Below are 20452 nucleotides of genomic sequence, written 5' to 3' on the forward strand. Positions count from 1 at the left end.
CTTCGCGCGGGGCTCAGCCGCGGGCGGCGGCCGGCTCGGGAACGGCGCGCGCCGGCTCCGGGGCCTGAGGCACCTCGGGGGCGCCGGCGCCGGGTGCCGCCTGCGCCGCCTCGGCGAGGGTGTCGACGGCGGACTGCACGAAGGCCCGTACCAGCGGCGTCTCGTGCGCCGTACGCCAGATCAGCCCCCAGACGCCCAGCGGCTGCTCCGTGATCGGCACGTACGCGATGCCCGGCCGCGGGAAGTGCCGCGCCGCCTCGCCCTGCACCACGCACACCGCGTCCCCGGCCGCGACGACCGCCTGCGCCTCCTGGAACGTGGCGATCTTCGGCCCGTCCGCGGGGATCGGCCGCCCCGACGGCGTACGCGCCGGCATCAGGGCCTCCATCCAGTACGCCGGGACCGGGTTCACCGGCTGCGGGAACGAGCAGTCCGCGAGGTCTTCGAGGCTCACGGACCCGCGGGCGGCGAAGGGGTGTCCTTCCGCGACCATCAGCACGTGCGGCTCGCGGGCCAGCACCGGGCCGACCGTCAGGTCGGGCTCGCGCACCGGGAGCCAGGTGACCTCCAGGTCGACCTCGCCCGCCCGCAGCATCCCGAACGGGTCGCTGAAGACCACCTCGCGGAAGCGCAGCTCGACGCCCGGGTAACGGTCCTTGAAACGCGCGAGGATCGACGCCTGGTCGAACGCCTGGGCGCACATCAGCCCCAGCGTCAGCACCCCGGTCGTGCCGCGGGCCGCCGCGGCCGCGGACTCGATGCCGTCCTGGATCCGCTGATAGCCCGCCTTCAGATCGTCGTGGAGCCGGGCCCCGATGGCCGTCAGCTCCACCCGGCGGCTGGTGCGCTCGAAGAGCGGCGCACCGATGCGGCGCTCCTGCTTGGCGATCGACTGGCTGACGCGTGCCTGCGAGACGTGCAGCCGCTCCGCGGTCCTGCCGAAGTGCAGCTCCTCGGCGAGCGCGAGGAATATCTCTATGTCCCGCAGCTCCATCCCGCACCCCCGTATCGCCTGGCCGTGGCCGGAAACCGGCTCCGTCACCGGAGCGTATCCCGCCTGCCCCGCCGCCGTCACCCTCAGGCCGCCGCGCCGTGACCTGCGGCGGAGGCGGACGCGGGGGTGGCGGCGGGGTGGGCCGCGGCGGCGGTGGCGTCCCGGCGGCGGGCCGCGGCGCCGTCGACGAGCCGCAGCAGCGCCCCGGCGTCCGGCCGCCCGCCGACGACGCTGATGTCGACGCCGACGCGCGCCGCCTCGCACGCCGCCGCCCGGCTCAGCGCCACCACCGCGCAGGTGCCGGCCCGGTCCAGCGCGGTGCCCGGGGCACCGGTCGGGGCGACGGAGCCGCAGAGCTGCAGCAGATGTCCTGAGCGCTGCTCGTACAGCAGCGGCAGCACGGCCTGCGCCACCCACAGCGGGCCGAAGAACGCCGACTCCAGCCGCGCCCGCGCCGCCGGCTCGGGTATCCACCCGACCGGCGCGGCCGCGTCCCCGGCGGCGTCGCCGGGGGAGGGGCGCGGCGGGCGGGCGTCGTTGACGACCGCGTCGAGGCGGCCGAACCGGTCGGCCGCCGCGCACACCGTCGCGTTCACCGACCAGTTGTCGGACACGTCCAGCGCCCGTACGAACAGCCTGCGCCGGTGCTCGTCGTGCCGCGCCAGCAGCCGGTCCCTGGCGGCCTCGTCCGGTACGACGGCGGCGACCCGGTCGCCGCGGGCCAGCGCGGCCGCGGTGACGGCCCGGCCCGCGCCGTGTCCTGCCGTGGTGACGAACCAGACCCTGCCCGTACGTGCGGTGGCGGTCATGGACCTTGCGCCCCCTTCGGTGGCTGCGTGTGCTTCTGCCTTTTCGTCTGCGTGGACCAGCCTCCGCCCGGGGCGCCCGGCGAACAACGGCCGATCCGGCAACGACGGATAACCCGTCGGTTATGAATCCCCCGCCCCCATCGATAACCGACGGGTTATGGCACGTTCCCGGATCGGCCGTTGTTCGCCGGGCGCGCCGCGGCGAGGCTGGAGCCATGAGTTCACCGGTGGAGATCACCGTCGTACGCGACGCCGCGCCGGCCGCCGCCGCATGGCGCGCGGTCGTCGCCGCTGCGCGGGCGGCGGACCTGCCCGGCGTGCCCGGGCCGGTACGGGAAGAGGTCCTCGCCGGACTGCGGGGGGACGCCCACGCCGGCGGCAGGATGCCGCCGGCGTGGGCGGCCACGGGGGCGGAGGGCGAGGTGACGGCCGTCGCGGGGGTGCGGCCGGCCTCGCCCGGCCCGGCCCGCACCACCGCGGACCTCCAGCTCTACGTCCGCCCCGCCGCCCGCCGCCGCGGCACCGGCACCCTGCTGCTGGCCGCCGTCGCCGCCGCGGCCCGGGAGGACGGCTGGACCGCCCTGCGGGCGGCCGCCCCCGCGTGCACACCGGCGGACGTCTTCTGCCTGCGCCACGGCTTCGTCCGCGAGCGCGTCGTCCACCACCTGCTGCTGCCGCTGGCCGAGGTGCACCGCGCCTGGCTGGCGGAGCTGGTCTACGCCGACCACCCGGGCTACCGCCTCACCACCTGGTACGCCCCCGCCATCCCCGCGCCCGGGCCGCCCGCCCCGGCCCGTACCGGACCCGCACCGGCCGCCGCCGACGACCCCGAAGGGCTCGCCGCGGCCGTCCCCGGCTTCGCCTTCGGCACCGCCTCGGGTGCGCCCGAGCCCGGCAGCGGCCGGCTGCTGACGGTGGCCGCGCTGCACACCGGCACCGGCGCCGTCGCGGGCTACACCGAAGTGCTCATCCCGCCCGCCCCCGCCCCGCGCGCCCAGCACTCCCACCTGGCCGTGGTGCCGGCCCACCGCCGCCGCGGCCTGGGCCGCTGGGTCACCGCCGAGGTGCTGCGCCGGCTGCACGCCGAGCACCCGCAGATCAGCGAGGTGGAGACCGCCGCCGCCGACGGCGACACGGCGGTCCTCGCCCTCGGCGAGCAGCTCGGCTTCCGCCCGTACCGCCGCACGCACGACTACCGGCTGCGCCTGCCCGGCTGAGCGCCCGCCCGGTGCCGGCCGGTCAGCCGGGGCCCGGGGCGGCGGTGAGCGAGCCGAGGAGCGCGAGCGCCTCGGCGCCGGGCGAGCCCGGCTCCGCGTGGTAGACGACCAGCTCTTGCCCCGGGGCGGCGCGTACGCCGAACGTCTGCATCGTCAGCGTCAGCGGACCCACGGCGGGGTGCGCGAAGCGCTTGTGCTCCAGCGCCTTGCCGCGGGCGTCGTGCCGGGCCCACAGCTCCGCGAACTCCGGGCTCGACTCCAGCAGTCCGGCGAGCACCTGCCGCACCCGCGGATCGCCGGGCGCCGCGCCGTGCCCGAGGCGGAAGCCGGCCACGGAGTTGCGCGCCACGTCGTGCCAGTCGCGGTAGAAGGAGCGGGCGGCGGGGTCGGCGAACACGATCTCCATCAGGTTGCGCGAGTGCGGCCAGCCCAGGAAGAGCGCGTCGGCGATGGCGTTCGAGGCGAGTACGTCGTACGCGCGGTTGTGGACGACCGCCGGGTTGTGCGGCCAGGCGTCCATGAGCGCGAGCAGGCTCGGCTCCACCCGGTCCTGCACCGCCGCGGCGCGGGCGCGCGGTCCGAGTCCCGCCAGCCGGAACAGGTGCAGCCTGGCGTCCTCGTCCAGCCGCAGCGCGGCGGCGAGCGCGTCGAGGACCTGCGCGGACGGCGAGTTCTCCCGGCCCTGCTCCAGCCGTACGTAGTAGTCGGCGCTGACCCCCGCGAGCAGGGCGACCTCCTCGCGCCGCAGCCCTGGCACCCGGCGGTGGCCGGTGACCGGAAGGTTCGCCGCGGCCGGGGTGACGCCGGCGCGGCGCGCGGTGAGGAAGGCGCCCAGCTCGGTACGTGCCATGCCCGCCATGCTAGGCACCGCGCCGGCGGACGTGCCTGGGTGCGCCGCACCCAGGAGGACGCCGGCTCTCCCGCGGGCGCCGCGGGCGGCCCAGCCTCGTAGCCATGACCACACAGCACGCAGAGCAGACCCCCGCCGTTTCGAAGACCGTCCTCGTCACCGGCGCCAGCAGCGGCATCGGCGAGGCCGTCGCCGCCCGGCTCGCCGCCGAGGGCCACCGGGTGGTGGCCGGCGCCCGCCGCACCGGCCGCCTCAAGGCCCTGGCGGAGCGCACCGCCGACGCGGCCGCCCGCACCGGCGGCACGCTGGAGCCCGTACGGCTCGACGTGACGGACCGCGCCGACGTCCTGGGCTTCGTCTCCGACGCCCGCGCCCGCCACGGCCGCGTCGACGTGTTCGTCGCCAACGCCGGGGTGATGCCGCTGTCCCGGCTGGACTCCCTGCTCGTCGGCGAGTGGGACCGGATGATCGACGTGAACGTCCGCGGGCTGCTCCACGGCATCGCCGCGGTGCTGCCCGTGTTCGGCGCCCAGGGCGCCGGGCACTTCGTCACGGTCGCCAGCGTCGGCGCCCACGAGGTCGTCCCCACCAGCGCCGTGTACTCCGCCACCAAGCACGCGGCGTGGGCGATCACCGAGGGCCTGCGACTGGAGGCCGACCCCTCGGTACGGGTGACGACCGTCTCGCCCGGCGTCGTCACCTCCGAACTCGCCGACTCCATCACCGACCCCGGCGCCGCCGAGGCCATGCGCACCTACCGCGCGCACGCGATCGCCCCCGGCGCCATCGCCGCCGCCGTCTCCTACGCCCTGTCCCAGCCCCCGGAGGTGGACGTCAACGAGATCGTCGTCCGCCCGGCCCACCAGCGCTGACGCTCACCACCACCGGTGCCGGTCACCGTGGATCCGCCGCCTGCCGAGCGGCTGCACCGCGCGGGCGTCGCCGTCGGGAAAGATGCTGCGGTAGTGGGCGATGGCGGCGGCGGTGGCCTGCACCGGGTGGGTGAGAAGGTGCCAGCGGACGCCGGGCAGATACGGGTAGGCGGTGGTGGAGCCGGTGTAGCGGTACGACTCGGTGCAGGCCGGCAGCAGCGCGTCGAACTCCACGTCGGGCACCGGGTGGGGGGAGGTGTCCTTGGATGCCGCGCACAGCAGCCGGTCCAGCGCCGGGTTCGGATCGCCCGGGTGGACGAAAGCGGCGACGACGGCGTAGTGCCCGCCTCCGTCCGGCTCCCCCTCCGGCGGGACCTGGTCGCCGTCGTCGGCCCGTACGTACTTCATATGCTGTTCGAGGGGAAAGGTCACACCGCCCACGGTGTGCTCGGACGGCGTGTGCCAGTGGACGTCCGCCAGCCGGTAGGTGCCGGCCCCGACGGTCAGCAGGAAGTCCCGGCCGGGCGGCGGCTCTGCCCGCACGGTCGCTTCTGTGGGTGCGCGCCGGGACCGGTCCGGCTCGCTGTAGCGCACGGACAGGTCCGTCCGAGCGGGGTGGTCGAACCGCAGCGCGGGCAGCGGCCCGGTGTCCACGGCCTGGGGACGGATGTCGACGGGGCTCTGGTAATAGGTGGACGACTCGTCGGCGGGCAGGCGGGGGAGTGTGGTCATGGAGGCGCTTTCGATGGCTGGGCGGCCGCCCGGGTTGCTACCGCCCGTCGCGGCGTACGGCTTCGTCGCGTACGGCCCAGTCCTTCCCGTTCTCCGGCCCTCCGTGATCGTCCGGAAGTGTGCAGTCGGCGCCGCCGTGTTGACCTCCTACCGCCTCCGGGATGCGGCATCGCGGCAGGGGAACGGTACTTTGGGCGCATGACAGCGGCTGCGGCAGGACCGCCCACGGATCCGGGGACGACCGAGGACGCGCAGGCACTGCGGTCCCTCATGCGCGCGGACCTCCGCGCCGCGATGAAGGCGCGCGACCGCGAGGTCGTCTCCGCGCTGCGCACCGCCCTCGCCGCCATCGACAACGCCGAAGCGGTCGAGGCCCCCGCCGCCGCCCCGGCGGACCAGGGGAGCGAGCACGTCGCCGGCGCCCGGTCCGGCGTCGGCTCGGCGGAGGCGGTCCGCCGGGTGCTCTCCGCCGAGGACGTACGCGCCCTGCTGCGCGAGCAGATCACCGAGCGCCGCACCGAGGCCGGGGGCTACGAGACGGCCGGCCGGGCCGACGCCGCGGACCGCCTGCGCCGCGAAGCCGACGCGCTCGCCGCGTACCTCACCCCGTAGAACCCTGCCTCCGCCTTGCCCCAGGGCCAACCGGCCCCGGCGGCAGGGGAGTTCGGCACGGGCCGATGTCAGTGCCCCTCGGCAGAATGAGGGCGTGAGACACGTCCGACGAACGGAGGCGACGATGGCGGACGACACCGCCGAGGTGACCGCGGCCCAGGCATACCGCCGGCTGGTGCGCAGCGCGCAGGCGGCGCTGGCCGAGCCCGGCGCGCCCGGGCTGGCCGCGGCGGTGCTGGCCGGACCGCTGGCCGACGCCGACCGGGCGCTGGCGGCCGCCGGCCTCGCCGGGAACGAGCCGCGGTTCTTCGCCGTCGTGCGCAGCGTGACGGCGCTCCCGACCCCGGCGCCCGGGCCCGCACCGACGTAGCACGCGGCCGCGGAAGTCACCGGCCGGTCCAGAAGCCGCACCGGTGGTCCGCCGCGAACGGGGTGGGCCCGATGGCGCCGTCGGCCAGCCCCAGCACCGTGGTCCCGCCCTCCGCCCGCACCGGACGCCACCGGGGCAGGCCGGCGCGGTTGGGGTCGCCGCGGTGGGCGAAGGCGGCCCAGTAGCCGGTCATCGCCGCGGTCAGGTCCTTGGGGCCCGGCTCCGCCCACGGCAGGCCGAACAGGTAGGGCAGATCGGAGCCGTGGTGCGCACCGTAGGGGAAGCCCTCGACCACCGTGCCGCTGTCCTGGCGCAGTTCGTACGCGTACACGGGTGCGTGCCGGGCGGCGGAGGCGGCGGTGGCCAGCGTCGGGCAGGCGCCGATCCGGGCGCCCCGGTCGGTCAGCAGCCGCGACAGCGCGAGCACCGGGCTCGGGTCGCCGGCGGCCGGGTAGCGCCGCAGCACGGCGGGGGCGTCGTCGCCGAACGTCGCGGTGACGACGTCGGCGTAGCCGCGCGCGGTGAGCGGGCGGCCGCCGAGGTCGTACGCGTCCGGGACGAAGGAGCGCATCTCGTCCCGGGTGCTGCCGATGAGCAGCGGGATCCCGGCCGCCGAGCCGCGCCGCAGCGCGGTCCCCGGCTGCCGCGGCAGGAACGGCGTGCCGGCGACCGGCCCCCAGGCGTCGTCGGTGGTCGTCCCGGTGACCGGCGCCGCCATGTCCCCCAGCGCCTCGAGCAGGTCGGCGACCGGCGCCCGGCGCAGGCAGGCCGCGACGTCCGCGGCCCGGGCGCAGCCGACGGCACGGGCCGCCCGCGCACCCCTGGCGTCGGCGGCGGCCTTCGTCAGGACCGGGTTGGCGCAGGCGCCGCTCTGCACGGCGGCTCGCTGGAAGAGGCCGCGGGAGGCGGGCGAGGCCAGGTGCGCGCAGACGCTGCGGGCCCCGGCCGACTGCCCGGCCAGCGTGACGCGCCCGGGATCCCCGCCGAACGCCGCGGCGTTGGCCCGGACCCAGCCGAGCGCCCGGGTCTGGTCCATCAGCCCGTGGTTGCCCGAGACGGCGCCCCGGTCGTCCAGCGCCGGGTGGGAGAGGAACCCCAGCGCACCGAGGCGGTAGTTGACGCTCACCACGATCACGTCGCCGGTCGCGGCCAGCCGTCCGGCGTCGTAGTCGGATCCCGCGCCGGTGGTCAGCCCGCCGCCGTGCAGCCAGACGATCACCGGCAGCGGCCCGGACCGCTCCGGCCGCAGCGGCGCGGTGACGTCGGCGTACAGGCAGTCCTCGCCGCCGCCGGAGGGCTGCGCGCACTTCTGCCCCGCGGCGCCGGCGTCGCGCACGCCGGACCACGGGCGCGGCGGCCGGGGCGCACGCCAGCGCAGCTCGCCGACCGGCGGCCGCGCGTACGGCACGCCCCGGAACCGCAGGACGCCGCCGTCGCGCACGCCGCGCAGCAGCCCTCCGTCCACCCGTACGAGAGCGGGATCGGGCACGTCGGCGGCGGCCGCCACGGCCAGCGGGGACAGCAGGGAGACGACGGCCAGGCAGAGCGCGGTGACACGGGCACGTAAGGACATGCCCCACAGCATCGGCCGCGCCGCGCCCGCCCGCGTCCCCCGCCGGACGGCTCCGCCGCTACTCCCTGTGGCGTAGCCGCCCGCCCGCGGGACCCCTCCCGGGCGCGGGGCCGCAAAGTAGGAGCCGGCGGGCCGCCGGCGGCACCGCGGCCCGCGCCGACGACGTCGGCATCCAGGAAGGGGACGGCACCATGAAGACGATCGCCCGTATCGCCATGACGTCCGTGCTGGCGCTCATCGCGGTCCTCGGCCTCGCCGCCTGCGAGGACGACTCCAGCCAGGGCAAGGAGAACGCCGCCAAGCAGAGCAACTACGACGCCCTGGTGGCGAACCAGCCGGCCGGGAAGATGACCTACTCGCCGACCCGCGAGGCGATCAACGAGTGGGTGGAGACCTGGGGCAAGCGCGGGAAGCTGTCGTACGTCTACATCCAGAACGGCAAGGGCGAGTACGGGTACTTCGTCATGAAGGGCCTGCCCGTGCCCCGCTGCAAGAAGCTCACGCCGACCGAGGCGGTCGACTCCTCCTCGAACGGCAAGGTCGTGGTGGCACAGCCGGGCATGGACGGCACCTACGACTCGGGCTCGGCCTGCAACGCCTACTTCGGCTTCGACGCGACGACGGGCGCGTACGTGGAGTTCACGGTCGGGACGAACCAGTCGTTCTTCCTCTTCGACCAGCCCATGAAGATGCCGGAGTACGCGAACGCCACGCAACTCGGCCCGACATCGGCGGAGGACGTCGCCGACTGACCCGGAGCGGGTACCCGTACGGCGGACGGCTGCCCGGCGTCGGCACCGGCGCCCCGGCCCTGTGCCGCACCGGCCGGGGGCCGCTCACCTGTTCTCGCCGTACCTGCGGGCCTCGTACAGCATGATCGACGCGGCCACCCCGATGTTCAGCGAGTCGACCGTACCGACCATGGGAATGCGCACCCGGCGGGACGCCCGCGCCAGCAGGTACTCCGGCAGCCCCTCCCGCTCGCTGCCGAGCAGGAACGCGAGCGGCGGATCGTACGCGGCACTCCAGTGGTCCTCGTCCGCGGCACCCGACGCGGCGACCACCGCGACACCCCGCTCCGCGGCCCAGGAGAAGAACTCCGCCGCGTCGGGGGTGTGCACGACATCGACGGCGAAGAGCGACCCCATGCTGGCCTTGACCGCCGCCGGGGCGTACGGGTCCACCGTGTCCCCGATCAGGATCACCCCGGCTCCGCCGACCGCGTCCACGGTGCGGATGATCGTCCCGAGATTGCCCGGGTTGGCGATGCGGTCCAAGGCGACGAAGACCGATCCCGGCCCGGCGCCCAGGCTGTCCAGTCCGCCGTCCCGGCTGCGCAGGACGGCGGCGATACCGCTGGGCCCGTCACGGTCGACGAGCCGCTGGAACAGGTCCGTCCCCAGCCGCGCCACGGCCACGCCCGCCCGCTCCTGCTCCTCGACCATGCGCAGCGCCGCCTGATGGGTGAGCAACCCGGGCGCGACGAGAAGGGTCTCGACCTCCCACCCCGCCTCGATCGCGGACCACACCGGCTGCAGCCCCTCGACGACGAACGCCCCCTCACGCCGCCTGTGCTTGCGGCCGGCGAGCAGCTTCACCCGCTTCGCGAGCGGGTTGGCGGCGCTGGTGATGGTGTCGGTCATGGTGCTCTTTCGTGGTCGCGGTCCGGGTGAGGGTACCGAAGCGGGCGGGAGGCGCCAAAGCGGCCGCACGAAGCGGACCCCGCCCCGAATTCCCTCTTCGCGGCCACCGCTTCACGCGTTTCACGGCGGGATTGCAGAGAGATAAGCGGGCAGCCGATTTCCCCGCCGGAACGCTTATCCGGCTGAACGCACGGCCTTGTTCTTCTTGATTCAGGCAGGGCGGCACAGGGCCGCTCTCCGGATCCAGGAGGATTCATGCGTAGGACTGGTGCTCTCGCCGTCGCGCTGTCGTCGGCGGCACTGCTCGGCTTCACCGCGCTGGCCGCCGCCCCCGCGGCCTCGGCCGCACCCGCCGGCGGCGACGGGAAGCCCGCCGAGGCTGCCGCGTACGCGGCGACCGCGACCGCCGGCGAGGGCGAGGGCGGCGACGAGATGCCGTACGGCGTGGCCCTGCGGATGCACGACGACGGCTCGATGTCGGTCGTCGCGCTGACGGAGGACGACATCGACGACGAGAGCGGCGACTGGCACCCCGCCGGGTAGTACCTGCCAGCGAGCGGCCCCCCGGCGCCGGCCCGTGCCGGGGGGCCGCGCGCCGCCGGGAGACCGAGTCGCAGATCACCGCGGGCGCACGCATGATGGAAGGGAGTATCTGTCCTGGTACCTGCACCTGCGGCTACCGGCAGCGAGGAGACGTCGTGCACGAGAAGCTGCTCCACAGAGCAGGCGACCGGCTCACCCACCGCCACCATGCCAGGCCCTCCGCCACTGCCAGGACCGGAACCGAAGGGCTCGTACTCGACCCGGCGAAGATACGCGCACTGCGTGCGGGCACGCTCGGCCCGCGGGACGAGGCCGGTCTCGCCCGGGAGGTGGCCGTGCTCCTGCCCCACGGCTGGGACCTGCCCTACAAGCTGAAGGCGGCGCTCCAGGAGATCATCGCGCACCTGGGCAGCGAGGCGGAGCTGATGAAGTGGCTCGACACCCACCCGGGCCGCCCCCGGCTCACGGCACGGATCTACGCCTTCCTCGGCGTACTCGATCAGCACGGCGGCACACCGGAAGTGGTCCGGGCCCTGCGGGAGTCCCGCAGCCGGGAGCCCTACCCGCCGGGCCTGCAGCATGTGCTCGTACCGCAGACCGACGCGGAGACCCTCTCCGACCTCGGCTACCGGGTCGAGGCCCTCCTCGCGGACGGGGAGGACGAGAAGGCCACGGCGCTCGCTCTCGCCACGGCCGACTGGCTGCGCCAGTCGCTCTCCGCAACTCCGCAAACCGGTCTCGCCGGCCTCGCCGACACGGTGACCCGCGTCCGGACGGCCATCGCCCGGTCCTGACACGGGAGGCACACGGCGGTCTCGGTCGAGCCGCCGCCCAGCGACCGTGGTGGTGCCCGGCCGCGATCCGAAGGATCGCCAGGCCGGCAGTGGGCGGCCGGCGTGCGGAAGGCGCCCGGTGGACGAGGCGGTGGGCGGCTCGCGGCGGGGGTGTCAGATCCCGGGTCTAATCTTCCGTCACATGCCCTCAGCCACCGCGACGTACAGCTACTGCGCCTCGTCCGTCTTGGATGCCGCCGTGCACGCCCTCGCGCTGCAGACGAGCGGCGGACGTACTCCAGCCGGAGCCGCCGCTCACCCCCGCTTCTTCGACGGCACCCTCACCGAACCCCAGGCGTCCGCCGCCGCGCTGCTCGCCGTCGCCGACGTGGCGGCCGCCCGGTACTACGATCCCGGGCTGACCGGTTCCGCGAGTCTGGATCCCGTGGTCACCGCGGGGGGCGGCTGGCTGCGGTTCGAGTCGTTCTCGGGCTGCTGCGGCGTGCATGCCCGGCTGGACGTGCCCCCCGCAGGACTGGACGGCGGGGAGGTCGGCCGCGGCACCACGAACGTCGACGTCAACCTCCCGCTGCGGGATGCCCTCGGGCGGCTCACCGGCCGTGAGCCGCTGGGCCTGACCGTCGGGCCCGACGAACTCGCCGTCCGGACGGGCGGCGGCCGGATCGTGGAGAAGAAGGTCCCGCTGCCCGACCGCTGGATACGCGGCTTCGCCGAAACACCGGTCATCGCTTCGCGGTTCGACCTGCGCGCCGAGGTGCCGGCCGCCGAGGCCCTCCGCTTCCTGCGCGCCCTCCCGCGGGCCGGTTCCGGCAATGCCGCACGCGGTGCGGAGTGGGTCGTCTCCCACAACGGGCGACTGCGCAGTACGTCCCGGCCCGCGCCCGGAGCCGTGTGCCTGCCCGGGCCGCAGCGCCTGACCTCCCTGCGCCGCGTGCTGCGCCACGCCCGCGGCCTGCGCCTTTACGGACCGCCGGCCACCGCCCGCAGCTCCGTGCAGGCCGCAGCCTGGGAGATTTCCCTTCCGGCCGGCCTCCGGCTGACGCTCACCCTCTCGCCCGAGACGGGGCGGGGATTCTCCGGCGAAGGGACGGTGCTGGACGATCTCGCCGGGCCGGACGTCGAGGCCGACGCCGAGCTGCTGTCCGTGCTGCTCGCCTGGGACTCCCGGATCGACCCCGCGGAGCTGGCCGCGGGGGCGGGACTGACGGTCGCGCGTACCCGCGCCGCGCTCACCCGCCTCGGGGTCGACGGCCGGGTGGGCTACGACCCCGCCGCCGCCGCGTACTACCACCGTGAGCTGCCGTTCGTCCCCGGCCGGGCCGAGGACCACAACCCGCGGCTGCGGGCCGCGCGCGCGATCGTCGCCGCGGGCGGAGTGCGCAGCCTGGGCGCGGGCAGCGCGGAGGTCACGACCGCCGACGGGCGCACGCACCGGGTGCGGGGCCTCGCCGCACCCGCCCGTACGGCGCCCGGGTGCACCTGCCTGTGGTGGGCCGAGCACCGGGGGCGCCGCGGGCCCTGCAGTCACGCCCTCGCCGCGCGCATCGCCGCGAACCACGCCGGGACCGGCACCCCGCACGACTCCCAAGCGCCCCAAGCCCGCTGACCACCCGACACCCACGCGGGGCGCCCGACGCGCACCGCATCGCCCTGCTCCCGCGACGTACCGACCGCGCCATCGCACGAAGGAGTGCCGCCCCACATGGCCGACCACCCGCTGTTCGCGCTCATCGACAAGGGGGACTACCTCGCCGTCCCCGATGCCCTGGCCGCCATGACCGCGGACGAGCGCCGCGCCGCCGTCCCCGAGCTGAAGGCCGCCCGTGCCTCGCTCAGCAGGGTCAGTCTGTGGACCTACGACGACCCGCGCCGCATCGCCGTCCAGCTCGCCGGCGCGGGGTGCCTCGCCGGCGCCCCCGCCGTCGCCGACTGGCTGCTCAAGGGCAAGACCCGGGTCACCTCCATACCGAGCTGGCGGCCCGACGCCTCCCTCATCGCCTGTCTGTTCGCCGACGGACCCCACACCCGCGACACCGGCTTCCAGGCCGAACTCGTCCGCCGCATCGCCGACAGCCGTCTCGACGAGGGTGAACTGCCCTACTACCACCTGGTCGTCGAGCTCATCCGGCGCTCCGGCTGCCCCGTCCCGGTCTCCGACGCGTTCGTCCTCACGTGGGCCAGGGAGACGGCGAGTCGCTACGACACCGACACGACTCCGCCGACCTGGGACGAGCGTCCGCTCGCCGTCGTCCTCGCGGACAACCCGTTCCTGCAGGCCCTCACCCACCGCCTGTTCGAGATCGACGGGGTGCCGGGCTACACGAATCTGAGCCCGTACTCCCGCGACGACCCCGAGTACTCCTGGCCCGCCGCGCTCGCTTCGCTCGCCGCCGACGGCACCCTCGACGCCGGCCGCCTCCACGACGCCGTGCTCGCTTCCCTGGTCAGGGGCACGGGAGCGGCCGCGGACGTCCGGTTCCGGCTCTGGACGCTGGAGCTGCTCGCGCCCTCGGCGGAGGAGTGCGCGACGTATGAGGACGACTACGTCCGTCTGCTCCTGGACGGCCCGTCCACCGTCGCCGCCCACGCCCAGCAGGTGCTGGCCGGGATCCTGGCGCCGGCCCGGGTCGTCGAAGTGTCGCGCGATGCGCTGCTGCGCCCGGAGAAGAAGCTGGTCCGGGCGCAACTGGGCTGGCTGGACCGGGTGGTCCGGGAGGAGCCCGCGATCGCGGGCGACGCGGTCGGGGTGCTGACGGAGGTACGGGACGCACTGGAGGACGCGGCCCTGCGGGAGCGGATCGAGCGGCTGATCGCCCGCCATCTGCCGGAGGATGCCACGGCGCCCGCACCGTCCGCGCTCCCGGAGCGCGAGCCGGAGATCGCACCGCCCCCGCCGCCGGCGGCGGTGCGGCTGGACGGCCCGGTGGACGACGATCCCGGGGACGTCGTGGCGGCCCTTCGCGTCTGGTGGCGCCGCCACCAGGACGACGGCCCGTTCGAGGACGCCCTGCTGGACCGCCTGATTCGCCACGCCCACCGGGACCGCGAGGGACTCGCGGCCGCGCTGCGGGCGGGGATCGCCGACCACCTCGACTGGTTCTCCCAGGCAGGGCACGAACCGTGGAACCTCCTGGGGGTGGCGGCGGTCGTGTGCGGGGTGCCGTACCCGGGCGGCCGGTCGATGTTCGACACCATGGTGGAAATCCGGGGCGGCGAACTGATCGACCGGCTCCGGAGGGGGGTCGCGACGCCCTTCCCGCTGGCCACCGCCACGCACGACGACGGCACGATCGAGACGGCCGAACTCGCCGCCCGGATCGCCGAGTACGAACGACTGGATGCCGAACCCGGCGCGGTGGACCTGGCGCAGGCGCTGCTACGGGTGGTGCCGGCGGACGATCCGGACGTGCGCGCCGCCGCCGAGGCGCTTGCCTCCCCGGCGGGGCGCCGCCTCGCCGACCGGCTCCGTACGGGTGGACGGGACAAGCCCCCGGCTGCCTACCCCGAGCCGTTCGCCACCCTGCTGGCAGGACCGCTCCCCGCCCAGGGACGCAGCCCTGTCCATACGCGCTCGGTGTTCCCCTGCCGTCCGGAGGACCTTCCGTGCGACCCGGAGATCCAGGCCGAGTGGGCGTGGTACGTCGCACGCCGCAACGGGGCACGTATGGACTGCCGGACCCTGGAGCGGCTCGCGGCGCTGCCCGGCCCCAAGGGCGAGGCGATGCACCGCGCACTGGCCGCGGGCCTCGACGAGGAGCGACGCGAGGACCGGGCGGCAGCGGTGGACGCATGGATCGTCCTGGTCTCCCGCGGGGAGCTGGACTCCGATCGGCTCGCCACGGCCCTCGGCGAGCTGACCGTACCGGTGGCGTCCCGCATCGCGTCCGCGACGAGGGACGCCTCGGCGGCCGTGGGGGCAAGGGCGGTGTGGCCCGTGCTGTCCGGGTTCCTGCCGGGGCTGCTGACGTCCGGGGCGGGCATCCACGGCCTGGGTGATCTGCTGGCGCTGGCGACGGACCTCGCCACCCGCGCCGGGACGACGGGGGAGATACCCGGCCTGGCGGAGGTGGCGAGCCGGCCGCCGAAGTCCCGCCTGGTGAAGGAGGCACGCCGCCTGCGCGGCGTCCTGACCGGGTGAGGACGGCCCGGGGGCACCGCGGTGCCCCCGGCCCCCGGGCATCGTCGCGTGCCCCGGCGCGCCGGCCCGCCTCGGCACCGTCAGCCGGTGGTCGGTACGCGCCTTGCCGACCTCAGCACATCCGCCCGATCTGCAACGCCCGCGCCCGCTCCCCGCCGTTCTCCGGGCGGATTCGCCGGCCAGGCAGTGCCGGTGGGAGACGATGGTGTGGCTGCCCGGGCCGTCGTGGCTCCGTGAGTCCAGGACGAGGGCGTCTCCGCCGGGACCCAAGGTGATCCGCTCGCCACAGAAGTCGCAGTTCCAGGCGAGCGACTCCAGGTCGGCAGGCCGGATGCTCAGCCGCACCGACACCGGCGGATACCAGCGGGTTATCTGCTGGACCACCGCGTCGAGCCGCGAACCCACGGGTGGAAAGAGCGCGATCAGTTCGTCATGGCTGCGCGCGGTCGAGGAGAACTGCTGGATCATGTCGATCGAGGCCGACAGACCGATGTCCTCGTATCCCGCGATCTCGACGCTCACGCCCCACGGGTGATGGCTCAGGACTTCGGCCCGGACCTTCTGGCCGGGCATCAGCGCCAGGCTCGCCGTCTCGAACCTCTCCATGAACCGCTTCTCCATCCCCGGCCGCGTCTGCCGGCGCTCACGTGTCGTCGACGCCCGGGTCCGCCGCCGTGCTCAGGACCCGCAACGCGTCATCGTATGGGCGGCGGTCGAACCGGAACGAGCCGGCCTGCTGCTTCTCTGCTGTGATCCGCCGACGGCCTCTCAACGTCGAACCGGCTGGGGCACCGGCCGTCGGTTCATGCCCCGGGCCGGCTGTCGTACCGGGGTTCTAGGGTCTTGCCCATGCCTCGCCACACACCCGGCCGTCCGGTCGACGTCGAAAGCCTCTTCCCCGAACTGCTGCCCTTCCGCCGTGAGTCCGTCCGTCTGCATCCACGTCCCGGTTCACCGACCTGTCATGACAGTTCGGTGGGAGGCCCCTTGCTGTGGCCTGCCGCGGAGCCCTGGCCGGTGTGCGGTGAGGAGCACCACGACCCGGACGGAACCCATGAGCCCGCGTCGTCGGTAGCCATGGTCCCGGTCGTGCAGGTCCGTCGTGCCGACGCGCCGTCCGTGCCCTTTCCCGAGGGCACGGACCTCTTGCAGGTCCTGTGGTGCCCCTACGAGCACGGCGAGTTCTGCTACCCCCTGCCCCGGGTCCACTGGCGCGACTCGGGTGCCGTCGGCGAGGTGCTGCCCACTCCGGTGCCGGCCGCTGAGCTTCCCGAGGACTGGTACCCGGCTTGCTGCGCCGTGCACCCCGAGCGGGTGACCGAGTACCCGAGCCGGGACCTTCCGGACGAGGTGCACCGCGAACTCCAGGGCCGCTTCGACGAACTGCTGGCCGACACGGGTCTGCTGTACACCTACCACCTGGCGGAGGCCCCGGGGATCAAGCTCGGCGGCTACCCGGGCTGGGCGCAGGAACCGGTCTGGCCCGGCTGCGAAGGGTGCGGCAACCGGATGGAGCATCTCCTGACGGTGGCGAGCTGGGAGTTCGACGGCGAGTCCTGGCGTACGTGGCTGCCCGAGGAGGACCGGTCCGGCGAGGACGCCTCGGGTGGCCGGGGCTGGAAGGACGACGCTCACAACCCCGCCGGGCTGTCCCTCGGCGACGCCGGGGGTGTCTACGTCTTCGAATGCCGTACCTGCCCCGACCGCCCCACCGGACACTGGTTCGACTGCTCCTGACGGCATTCGGCTCCCGGCCGGGACCGTTCTGCCGCGTTGCCGGCAGTCGGCCCTGCTGATCCGCGAACGACCGCACGGATATCGTTCGCTGAACCGTGCATGCAGCGTACGCTGCGGGATGTGGCTCGGGATGATCAGGCTCGGTTCGATTCGGTGGACGCTCTGGTGGCGCGGTCGCGGGCGTTGCCGGCGCCGGCGGAGCGCCGGCGGTTGCGGGTGGCGCATGGGCTGACACAGCAGGAGGTTGCCGATGCGTTGAGGGTGCGGCGGGCGACGGTAGGGGCCTGGGAGAGCGACGATCCCGCCCGCCGTACGGAGCCGCGTCCACCGGAACGCGACGCCTACGCCCGGCTGCTGAACCGGCTCGCCGAGCTCTACCCGCCGCCGGCCGTGCCCGGTCCGGCGCCCGCCGGCGACGTGCCGGCCGGGGCGGAGTCTCCCGCCGCCCCCCGGGTGCAGCAGACCGCCACGGCGCCGGCCGCGGGCCCGGACTCCCGGCGAGGCAGTGCCGGGACCCCCGGGCCGTCGCCGGTGCCGGCAGCGACTCCGGGGCCGCGGACGGCGCGGTCGTACGCGCAGAAGGCGGCACCCGCCGCCGCGGGCCGCTACCCGGCGGGCCCGCTGGCGGTGCTGGACGGTGCCGGCCTCGCCCACCTCGCCGACGGCCGTACGGTGCCCTGCCCCGCCGGCTCCGTCGTCGACCTGGTCGACTGGACCCTGCGGTCGGGGCTCGGCGCCGAGCGCCTGCACCGGCACGGGCAGGACGCCGACCCCCTCGTCGTACTCACCGAAGCCGCCGCCGAGCGGCTCGGGTTGCCGCTCCGGCTGGACAACCGCGCGCTCGACGACGGGATGCGCCTCGCGGAGGACCACCCGGCGGTACGCGAGATCCTGGCCGCCGGCTGGAAGCTGACGCGGCGCGGGTTCGGCCCCTGGCCGCGGATCTACCGCCCCGCCGAGCACGGCCGCCGCCGCTGCGTACAGCTCGCCGTCCTGGCCTGGGACGCGCTGGAGGACCGCGCCTGGCCCGGCGCCGGCGACGTGCCTCCCGGCGAACTGGCGCGCATGCTCGGCACGTACACGGCCCGGGTGCTCACCCCCCGCGGCTCCACCGCCGTCAACGGCCTGGAGCTGATGACCGCGCTGCGCCCGCCGACCCGCCCGGTCCGCGACGGCGCCGGCTGGACCTCGGGACCCGTACCCGGATCCCTCGCCGCCCCGGTCGACCCCGCCCCGCCGGAGGCACCGGAGGAGCATCCGGTCGCCGAAGGCCGCCCCGCGTGGCAGGCGCTGGACGAGGAGGCGTACGACTGGGTACGCCCCGGTGGCTTCACCGACGCCGAGTGCGAGCTGCCGTACGTGATGGGCCTGGACGTCAACATGGCGTTCGCCGCGGCGGCGAACCGGCTGACCGTGGGCCTGGACGCCCCCGTCCACACCGACGGCCCCCGCTTCGACAAGAAGATCCCCGGGTCCTGGTACGTCGACCTCTCCCACATCGAGCTGGACCCCCGCCTGCCCGGTCCCTTCACCCCCACCGGCGACCGTCCCTCCGGCCCGGCCTGGTACGCCACCCCCACCGTCGCCTACGCCGCCGAACTCGGCTACGACGTCGCGCCGCTGGAGGCGTGGCTGCGGCCGGAGCCGGGCGCGTACCTGGACCCGTGGTACGAGCGGCTGCGCGACGCGTACCTGGCCACGATGGCCGACCTCGGCGTGACGAAGGACCTCACCGAAGCCGGCTACCTGGCCGCGATGGACGGCCACAAAGGGGTCGACCCGGCTGCCGCGGCGGTCCTTTCGGCGATCAAGGCGACCGTCAAGGGCGGCATCGGCAAGCTGCGCGAACGCGCCCAGGGCAAGGCCAAGTTCCGCACGAACCAGCGGTGGCCGGCCCTGGAACGGCCGACCTGGCGGCCGGACATCCGGGCCGCGGTCATCGCCACCGCCCGGGTCAACATGCACCGCAAGATGGTCAGGATGGCCGCCCACGGCCGCTACCCGGTCGCGGTGCTCTCCGACTGCGTCGTCTACCCGGCCGCCACCCCGTCACCGCTTGACCTGCTGCCCCGCACCCCCGACGGCAAGCCGGCCCCCGGCGTCTTCCGCCTCGGCGTCAGCCCCGGCATGACCAAGCTCGAAGGCGTACGCGATCTGTGGTGGGCCGCCGAGGTCATCGAGCAGCACTACAACCCCGCCCGGCACATCAAGGACGACCCGACCCGCGACGGCGAGGAGTGAGCGGTGGCGACGATCGGAGAGTCCCTCGAAGCGGCGCTGCAGGCCACCGCGACCCGCCCCATCCCGGTGAGCCCGCAGGCGCGGATGCGGTTCCTCGTGAAGACGGAGCAGGGTTCGACGCGCCGCGCCGCGGCCCGGCTCGGCTGCTCCCGGCGCCAGGTCGAGCGCTACCTGGCCGGGCAGGCCAAACGCCCCACCCCGCGCCTGGCCGCGGCCCTGGAACGCGAGGTCCGCAAGAGCTGGCAGCCCCGCGTACGGGCCCGGGCCGTCCGGCAGGCCGCCCAGCGCGGCGCCGTCGTGGAGACCCGCGCCCGCTTCGGCTTCACCGCCGCCCCCGGCTCCACCGACGACCCCCGCATGCGCCGCATCACCGAGCTGCTTCCCCCGGACATCACCGCCCGGCTCCTCGCCCAGCATGCCGCGGGCGCCGACGAGACCGAACTGCGCGACCTCCTCGGCGCCGGCCTGGGCCACGCCTACTTCCAGGACCGCGGCCGCCGCGCGGCGGGCCTGGAGGTGACGGTCACCGACATCGACCACCTCGACGTCGACCTGAGCTGAGCACTTTTCTCCGCCGTCGGCGGAAACCCCGCGGCTCGTCAGTCGGGCTGCTTCTCCATGTGCGCGAGGATGCGGTCCGAGATCCGGGCGAGCGCGGCGAGTTCCTCCTGGGCGAGGGCGCTGACGAACAGCCGGCGGACTTGCGCGACGTGCAGCGGTGCGGCTTCCTCGATCGCCTCGTAGCCGGCCGGGGTGGCCACGATGAACGATCCGCGCCCGTCGTCGGGACAGTCCTCCTTGGTCACCAGGCCGCGTTTCATCATCCGCCCGACCTGGTGGGACATCCGGCTCTTCTCCCACTCCACCAGCTTCGCCAGCTCCATGAAGCGCATCCGCCCCCCGCCGCTCTCGGTGAGCTTGACGAGCACCGTGTAGTCGGACGCGGACATGCCGGAGTCGGCCTGGACCCGGCGGGAGAGCCGCCCGATCAGTTTCTCCTGCATCCGGACGAAACTGTCCCAGGCGGCGGTCTGCTCCGAGGTCAGCCAGCGAGGCGTTGCGTCCATGGGGGGAGCGTAACGAGGCCGCCGGGGGTCCTCTATCCGGCGGACGCGGCGATCTCGAATCAATGCCCAGAACGTCCGGGACGCCGCGAGCGCGGCGCCCTTGCCGCCGCCTTGCCGCGCTTGCGTGGTTCACCACCGCCACGTCAACGCCCCGGCCCAGGCATCTAGTTGACGCCTCAACGGTCAACCTCTAGCGTGGATGACACGTCAACCAAATTGCGCGGGAGACCCCATCCGGTCGGCCCGCGCCCGCCTGACGT

Annotated in this window: 20 protein-coding genes; 13 read left to right on the forward strand and 7 right to left on the reverse strand. The window is 75.0% G+C overall.

Annotation, left to right across the window (positions count from 1 at the left end; translation table 11 throughout):
• Positions 1-13: 13 nt before the first annotated feature.
• A complete protein-coding gene (locus tag ACFYVJ_RS27570; protein WP_388896971.1) occupies positions 14-994 on the reverse strand; it encodes a LysR family transcriptional regulator in 981 nt (326 codons plus the stop codon).
• Between the two features lie 83 nt (positions 995-1077).
• Positions 1078-1803, reverse strand: coding sequence for an SDR family NAD(P)-dependent oxidoreductase (locus ACFYVJ_RS27575; protein WP_388896784.1), 726 nt, complete (start codon positions 1801-1803; stop codon positions 1078-1080).
• Positions 1804-2018: 215 nt separating this feature from the next.
• Between ACFYVJ_RS27575 and ACFYVJ_RS27580 the strand changes: the two genes are divergently transcribed.
• Positions 2019-3020, forward strand: coding sequence for a GNAT family N-acetyltransferase (locus tag ACFYVJ_RS27580; protein ID WP_388896786.1), 1002 nt, complete (start codon positions 2019-2021; stop codon positions 3018-3020).
• A 22-nt stretch (positions 3021-3042) separates the two neighbouring features.
• Here ACFYVJ_RS27580 and ACFYVJ_RS27585 read toward each other — a convergent pair whose 3' ends face one another.
• Positions 3043-3879, reverse strand: coding sequence for a helix-turn-helix domain-containing protein (locus ACFYVJ_RS27585; RefSeq protein WP_388896788.1), 837 nt, complete (start codon positions 3877-3879; stop codon positions 3043-3045).
• Between the two features lie 95 nt (positions 3880-3974).
• Here ACFYVJ_RS27585 and ACFYVJ_RS27590 point away from each other — a divergent pair, with 95 nt between their 5' ends.
• The gene (locus tag ACFYVJ_RS27590; RefSeq protein WP_388896790.1) at positions 3975-4742 is read left to right on the forward strand and encodes an SDR family oxidoreductase; all 768 of its coding nucleotides are present in this window, start codon (positions 3975-3977) and stop codon (positions 4740-4742) included.
• Between the two features lie 3 nt (positions 4743-4745).
• On the opposite strand, the gene ACFYVJ_RS27595 is transcribed toward ACFYVJ_RS27590, so the two are convergent.
• Positions 4746-5474, reverse strand: coding sequence for a carbonic anhydrase family protein (locus tag ACFYVJ_RS27595; protein ID WP_388896792.1), 729 nt, complete (start codon positions 5472-5474; stop codon positions 4746-4748).
• A 198-nt stretch (positions 5475-5672) separates the two neighbouring features.
• On the opposite strand from ACFYVJ_RS27595, the gene ACFYVJ_RS27600 reads away from it, so the two are divergent.
• Both ACFYVJ_RS27600 and ACFYVJ_RS27605 read left to right on the forward strand, forming a co-directional pair.
• Complete coding sequence (locus ACFYVJ_RS27600; RefSeq protein WP_388896794.1) at positions 5673-6086, forward strand: hypothetical protein; 414 nt, start codon at positions 5673-5675, stop codon at positions 6084-6086.
• Between the two features lie 124 nt (positions 6087-6210).
• Positions 6211-6456, forward strand: a complete 246-nt coding sequence (locus ACFYVJ_RS27605; protein ID WP_388896796.1) for a hypothetical protein — start codon at positions 6211-6213, stop codon at positions 6454-6456.
• Between the two features lie 16 nt (positions 6457-6472).
• Here the strand turns inward: ACFYVJ_RS27605 and ACFYVJ_RS27610 are convergent, their stop codons facing one another.
• The gene (locus ACFYVJ_RS27610; RefSeq protein ID WP_388896798.1) at positions 6473-8029 is read right to left on the reverse strand and encodes a carboxylesterase/lipase family protein; all 1557 of its coding nucleotides are present in this window, start codon (positions 8027-8029) and stop codon (positions 6473-6475) included.
• 191 nt (positions 8030-8220) lie between these two features.
• Between ACFYVJ_RS27610 and ACFYVJ_RS27615 the strand changes: the two genes are divergently transcribed.
• Positions 8221-8781 carry a hypothetical protein gene (locus tag ACFYVJ_RS27615; RefSeq protein ID WP_388896800.1) on the forward strand — a complete coding sequence of 187 codons (561 nt, stop codon included), beginning with the start codon at positions 8221-8223 and terminating at the stop codon, positions 8779-8781.
• Positions 8782-8865: 84 nt separating this feature from the next.
• Here ACFYVJ_RS27615 and ACFYVJ_RS27620 read toward each other — a convergent pair whose 3' ends face one another.
• A complete protein-coding gene (locus ACFYVJ_RS27620) occupies positions 8866-9672 on the reverse strand; it encodes a TrmH family RNA methyltransferase (RefSeq protein ID WP_388896803.1) in 807 nt (268 codons plus the stop codon).
• A 255-nt stretch (positions 9673-9927) separates the two neighbouring features.
• On the opposite strand from ACFYVJ_RS27620, the gene ACFYVJ_RS27625 reads away from it, so the two are divergent.
• From ACFYVJ_RS27625 to tpg, 8 genes are all read left to right on the forward strand, one after another.
• Positions 9928-10215: a hypothetical protein gene (locus tag ACFYVJ_RS27625; RefSeq protein ID WP_388896806.1), complete on the forward strand. Its 288-nt coding sequence runs from the start codon at positions 9928-9930 to the stop codon at positions 10213-10215.
• Between the two features lie 155 nt (positions 10216-10370).
• Positions 10371-11009, forward strand: coding sequence for a hypothetical protein (locus ACFYVJ_RS27630; protein ID WP_388896808.1), 639 nt, complete (start codon positions 10371-10373; stop codon positions 11007-11009).
• 181 nt (positions 11010-11190) lie between these two features.
• On the forward strand, positions 11191-12615 hold the full coding sequence (locus tag ACFYVJ_RS27635; RefSeq protein WP_388896811.1) for an SWIM zinc finger family protein: 1425 nt from the start codon (positions 11191-11193) through the stop codon (positions 12613-12615).
• Positions 12616-12711: 96 nt separating this feature from the next.
• Entirely contained in the window at positions 12712-15147 is a 2436-nt protein-coding gene (locus ACFYVJ_RS27640) for a hypothetical protein (RefSeq protein ID WP_388896813.1), read from the forward strand.
• A gap of 271 nt (positions 15148-15418) precedes the next feature.
• Entirely contained in the window at positions 15419-15682 is a 264-nt protein-coding gene (locus tag ACFYVJ_RS27645) for a hypothetical protein (protein WP_388896816.1), read from the forward strand.
• A gap of 554 nt (positions 15683-16236) precedes the next feature.
• Positions 16237-16884: a DUF1963 domain-containing protein gene (locus ACFYVJ_RS27650; protein WP_388896819.1), complete on the forward strand. Its 648-nt coding sequence runs from the start codon at positions 16237-16239 to the stop codon at positions 16882-16884.
• A gap of 99 nt (positions 16885-16983) precedes the next feature.
• Positions 16984-19125, forward strand: coding sequence for a telomere-associated protein Tap (gene tap / locus ACFYVJ_RS27655; RefSeq protein ID WP_388896821.1), 2142 nt, complete (start codon positions 16984-16986; stop codon positions 19123-19125).
• A gap of 3 nt (positions 19126-19128) precedes the next feature.
• Positions 19129-19686: a telomere-protecting terminal protein Tpg gene (gene tpg / locus ACFYVJ_RS27660; RefSeq protein ID WP_388896824.1), complete on the forward strand. Its 558-nt coding sequence runs from the start codon at positions 19129-19131 to the stop codon at positions 19684-19686.
• A 38-nt stretch (positions 19687-19724) separates the two neighbouring features.
• Here tpg and ACFYVJ_RS27665 read toward each other — a convergent pair whose 3' ends face one another.
• The gene (locus ACFYVJ_RS27665; protein ID WP_388896827.1) at positions 19725-20192 is read right to left on the reverse strand and encodes a MarR family winged helix-turn-helix transcriptional regulator; all 468 of its coding nucleotides are present in this window, start codon (positions 20190-20192) and stop codon (positions 19725-19727) included.
• Positions 20193-20452: the final 260 nt, after the last annotated feature.

The organism is Streptomyces sp. NPDC004134, from assembly GCF_042874195.1.
Lineage (GTDB): Bacteria > Actinomycetota > Actinomycetes > Streptomycetales > Streptomycetaceae > Streptomyces.

Coding starts and splice junctions, on each gene's coding strand:
- ACFYVJ_RS27570 (WP_388896971.1), bottom strand. CDS start 994: ATGGAGCTGCGGGACATAGAGATATTCCTCGCGCTCGCCGAGGAGCTG.
- ACFYVJ_RS27620 (WP_388896803.1), bottom strand. CDS start 9,672: ATGACCGACACCATCACCAGCGCCGCCAACCCGCTCGCGAAGCGGGTG.
- ACFYVJ_RS27575 (WP_388896784.1), bottom strand. CDS start 1,803: ATGACCGCCACCGCACGTACGGGCAGGGTCTGGTTCGTCACCACGGCA.
- ACFYVJ_RS27610 (WP_388896798.1), bottom strand. CDS start 8,029: ATGTCCTTACGTGCCCGTGTCACCGCGCTCTGCCTGGCCGTCGTCTCC.
- ACFYVJ_RS27635 (WP_388896811.1), top strand. CDS start 11,191: ATGCCCTCAGCCACCGCGACGTACAGCTACTGCGCCTCGTCCGTCTTG.
- ACFYVJ_RS27595 (WP_388896792.1), bottom strand. CDS start 5,474: ATGACCACACTCCCCCGCCTGCCCGCCGACGAGTCGTCCACCTATTAC.
- ACFYVJ_RS27590 (WP_388896790.1), top strand. CDS start 3,975: ATGACCACACAGCACGCAGAGCAGACCCCCGCCGTTTCGAAGACCGTC.
- ACFYVJ_RS27615 (WP_388896800.1), top strand. CDS start 8,221: ATGAAGACGATCGCCCGTATCGCCATGACGTCCGTGCTGGCGCTCATC.
- ACFYVJ_RS27665 (WP_388896827.1), bottom strand. CDS start 20,192: ATGGACGCAACGCCTCGCTGGCTGACCTCGGAGCAGACCGCCGCCTGG.
- tap (WP_388896821.1), top strand. CDS start 16,984: ATGCAGCGTACGCTGCGGGATGTGGCTCGGGATGATCAGGCTCGGTTC.
- ACFYVJ_RS27625 (WP_388896806.1), top strand. CDS start 9,928: ATGCGTAGGACTGGTGCTCTCGCCGTCGCGCTGTCGTCGGCGGCACTG.
- ACFYVJ_RS27605 (WP_388896796.1), top strand. CDS start 6,211: ATGGCGGACGACACCGCCGAGGTGACCGCGGCCCAGGCATACCGCCGG.
- ACFYVJ_RS27640 (WP_388896813.1), top strand. CDS start 12,712: ATGGCCGACCACCCGCTGTTCGCGCTCATCGACAAGGGGGACTACCTC.
- ACFYVJ_RS27600 (WP_388896794.1), top strand. CDS start 5,673: ATGACAGCGGCTGCGGCAGGACCGCCCACGGATCCGGGGACGACCGAG.
- ACFYVJ_RS27580 (WP_388896786.1), top strand. CDS start 2,019: ATGAGTTCACCGGTGGAGATCACCGTCGTACGCGACGCCGCGCCGGCC.
- ACFYVJ_RS27585 (WP_388896788.1), bottom strand. CDS start 3,879: ATGGCGGGCATGGCACGTACCGAGCTGGGCGCCTTCCTCACCGCGCGC.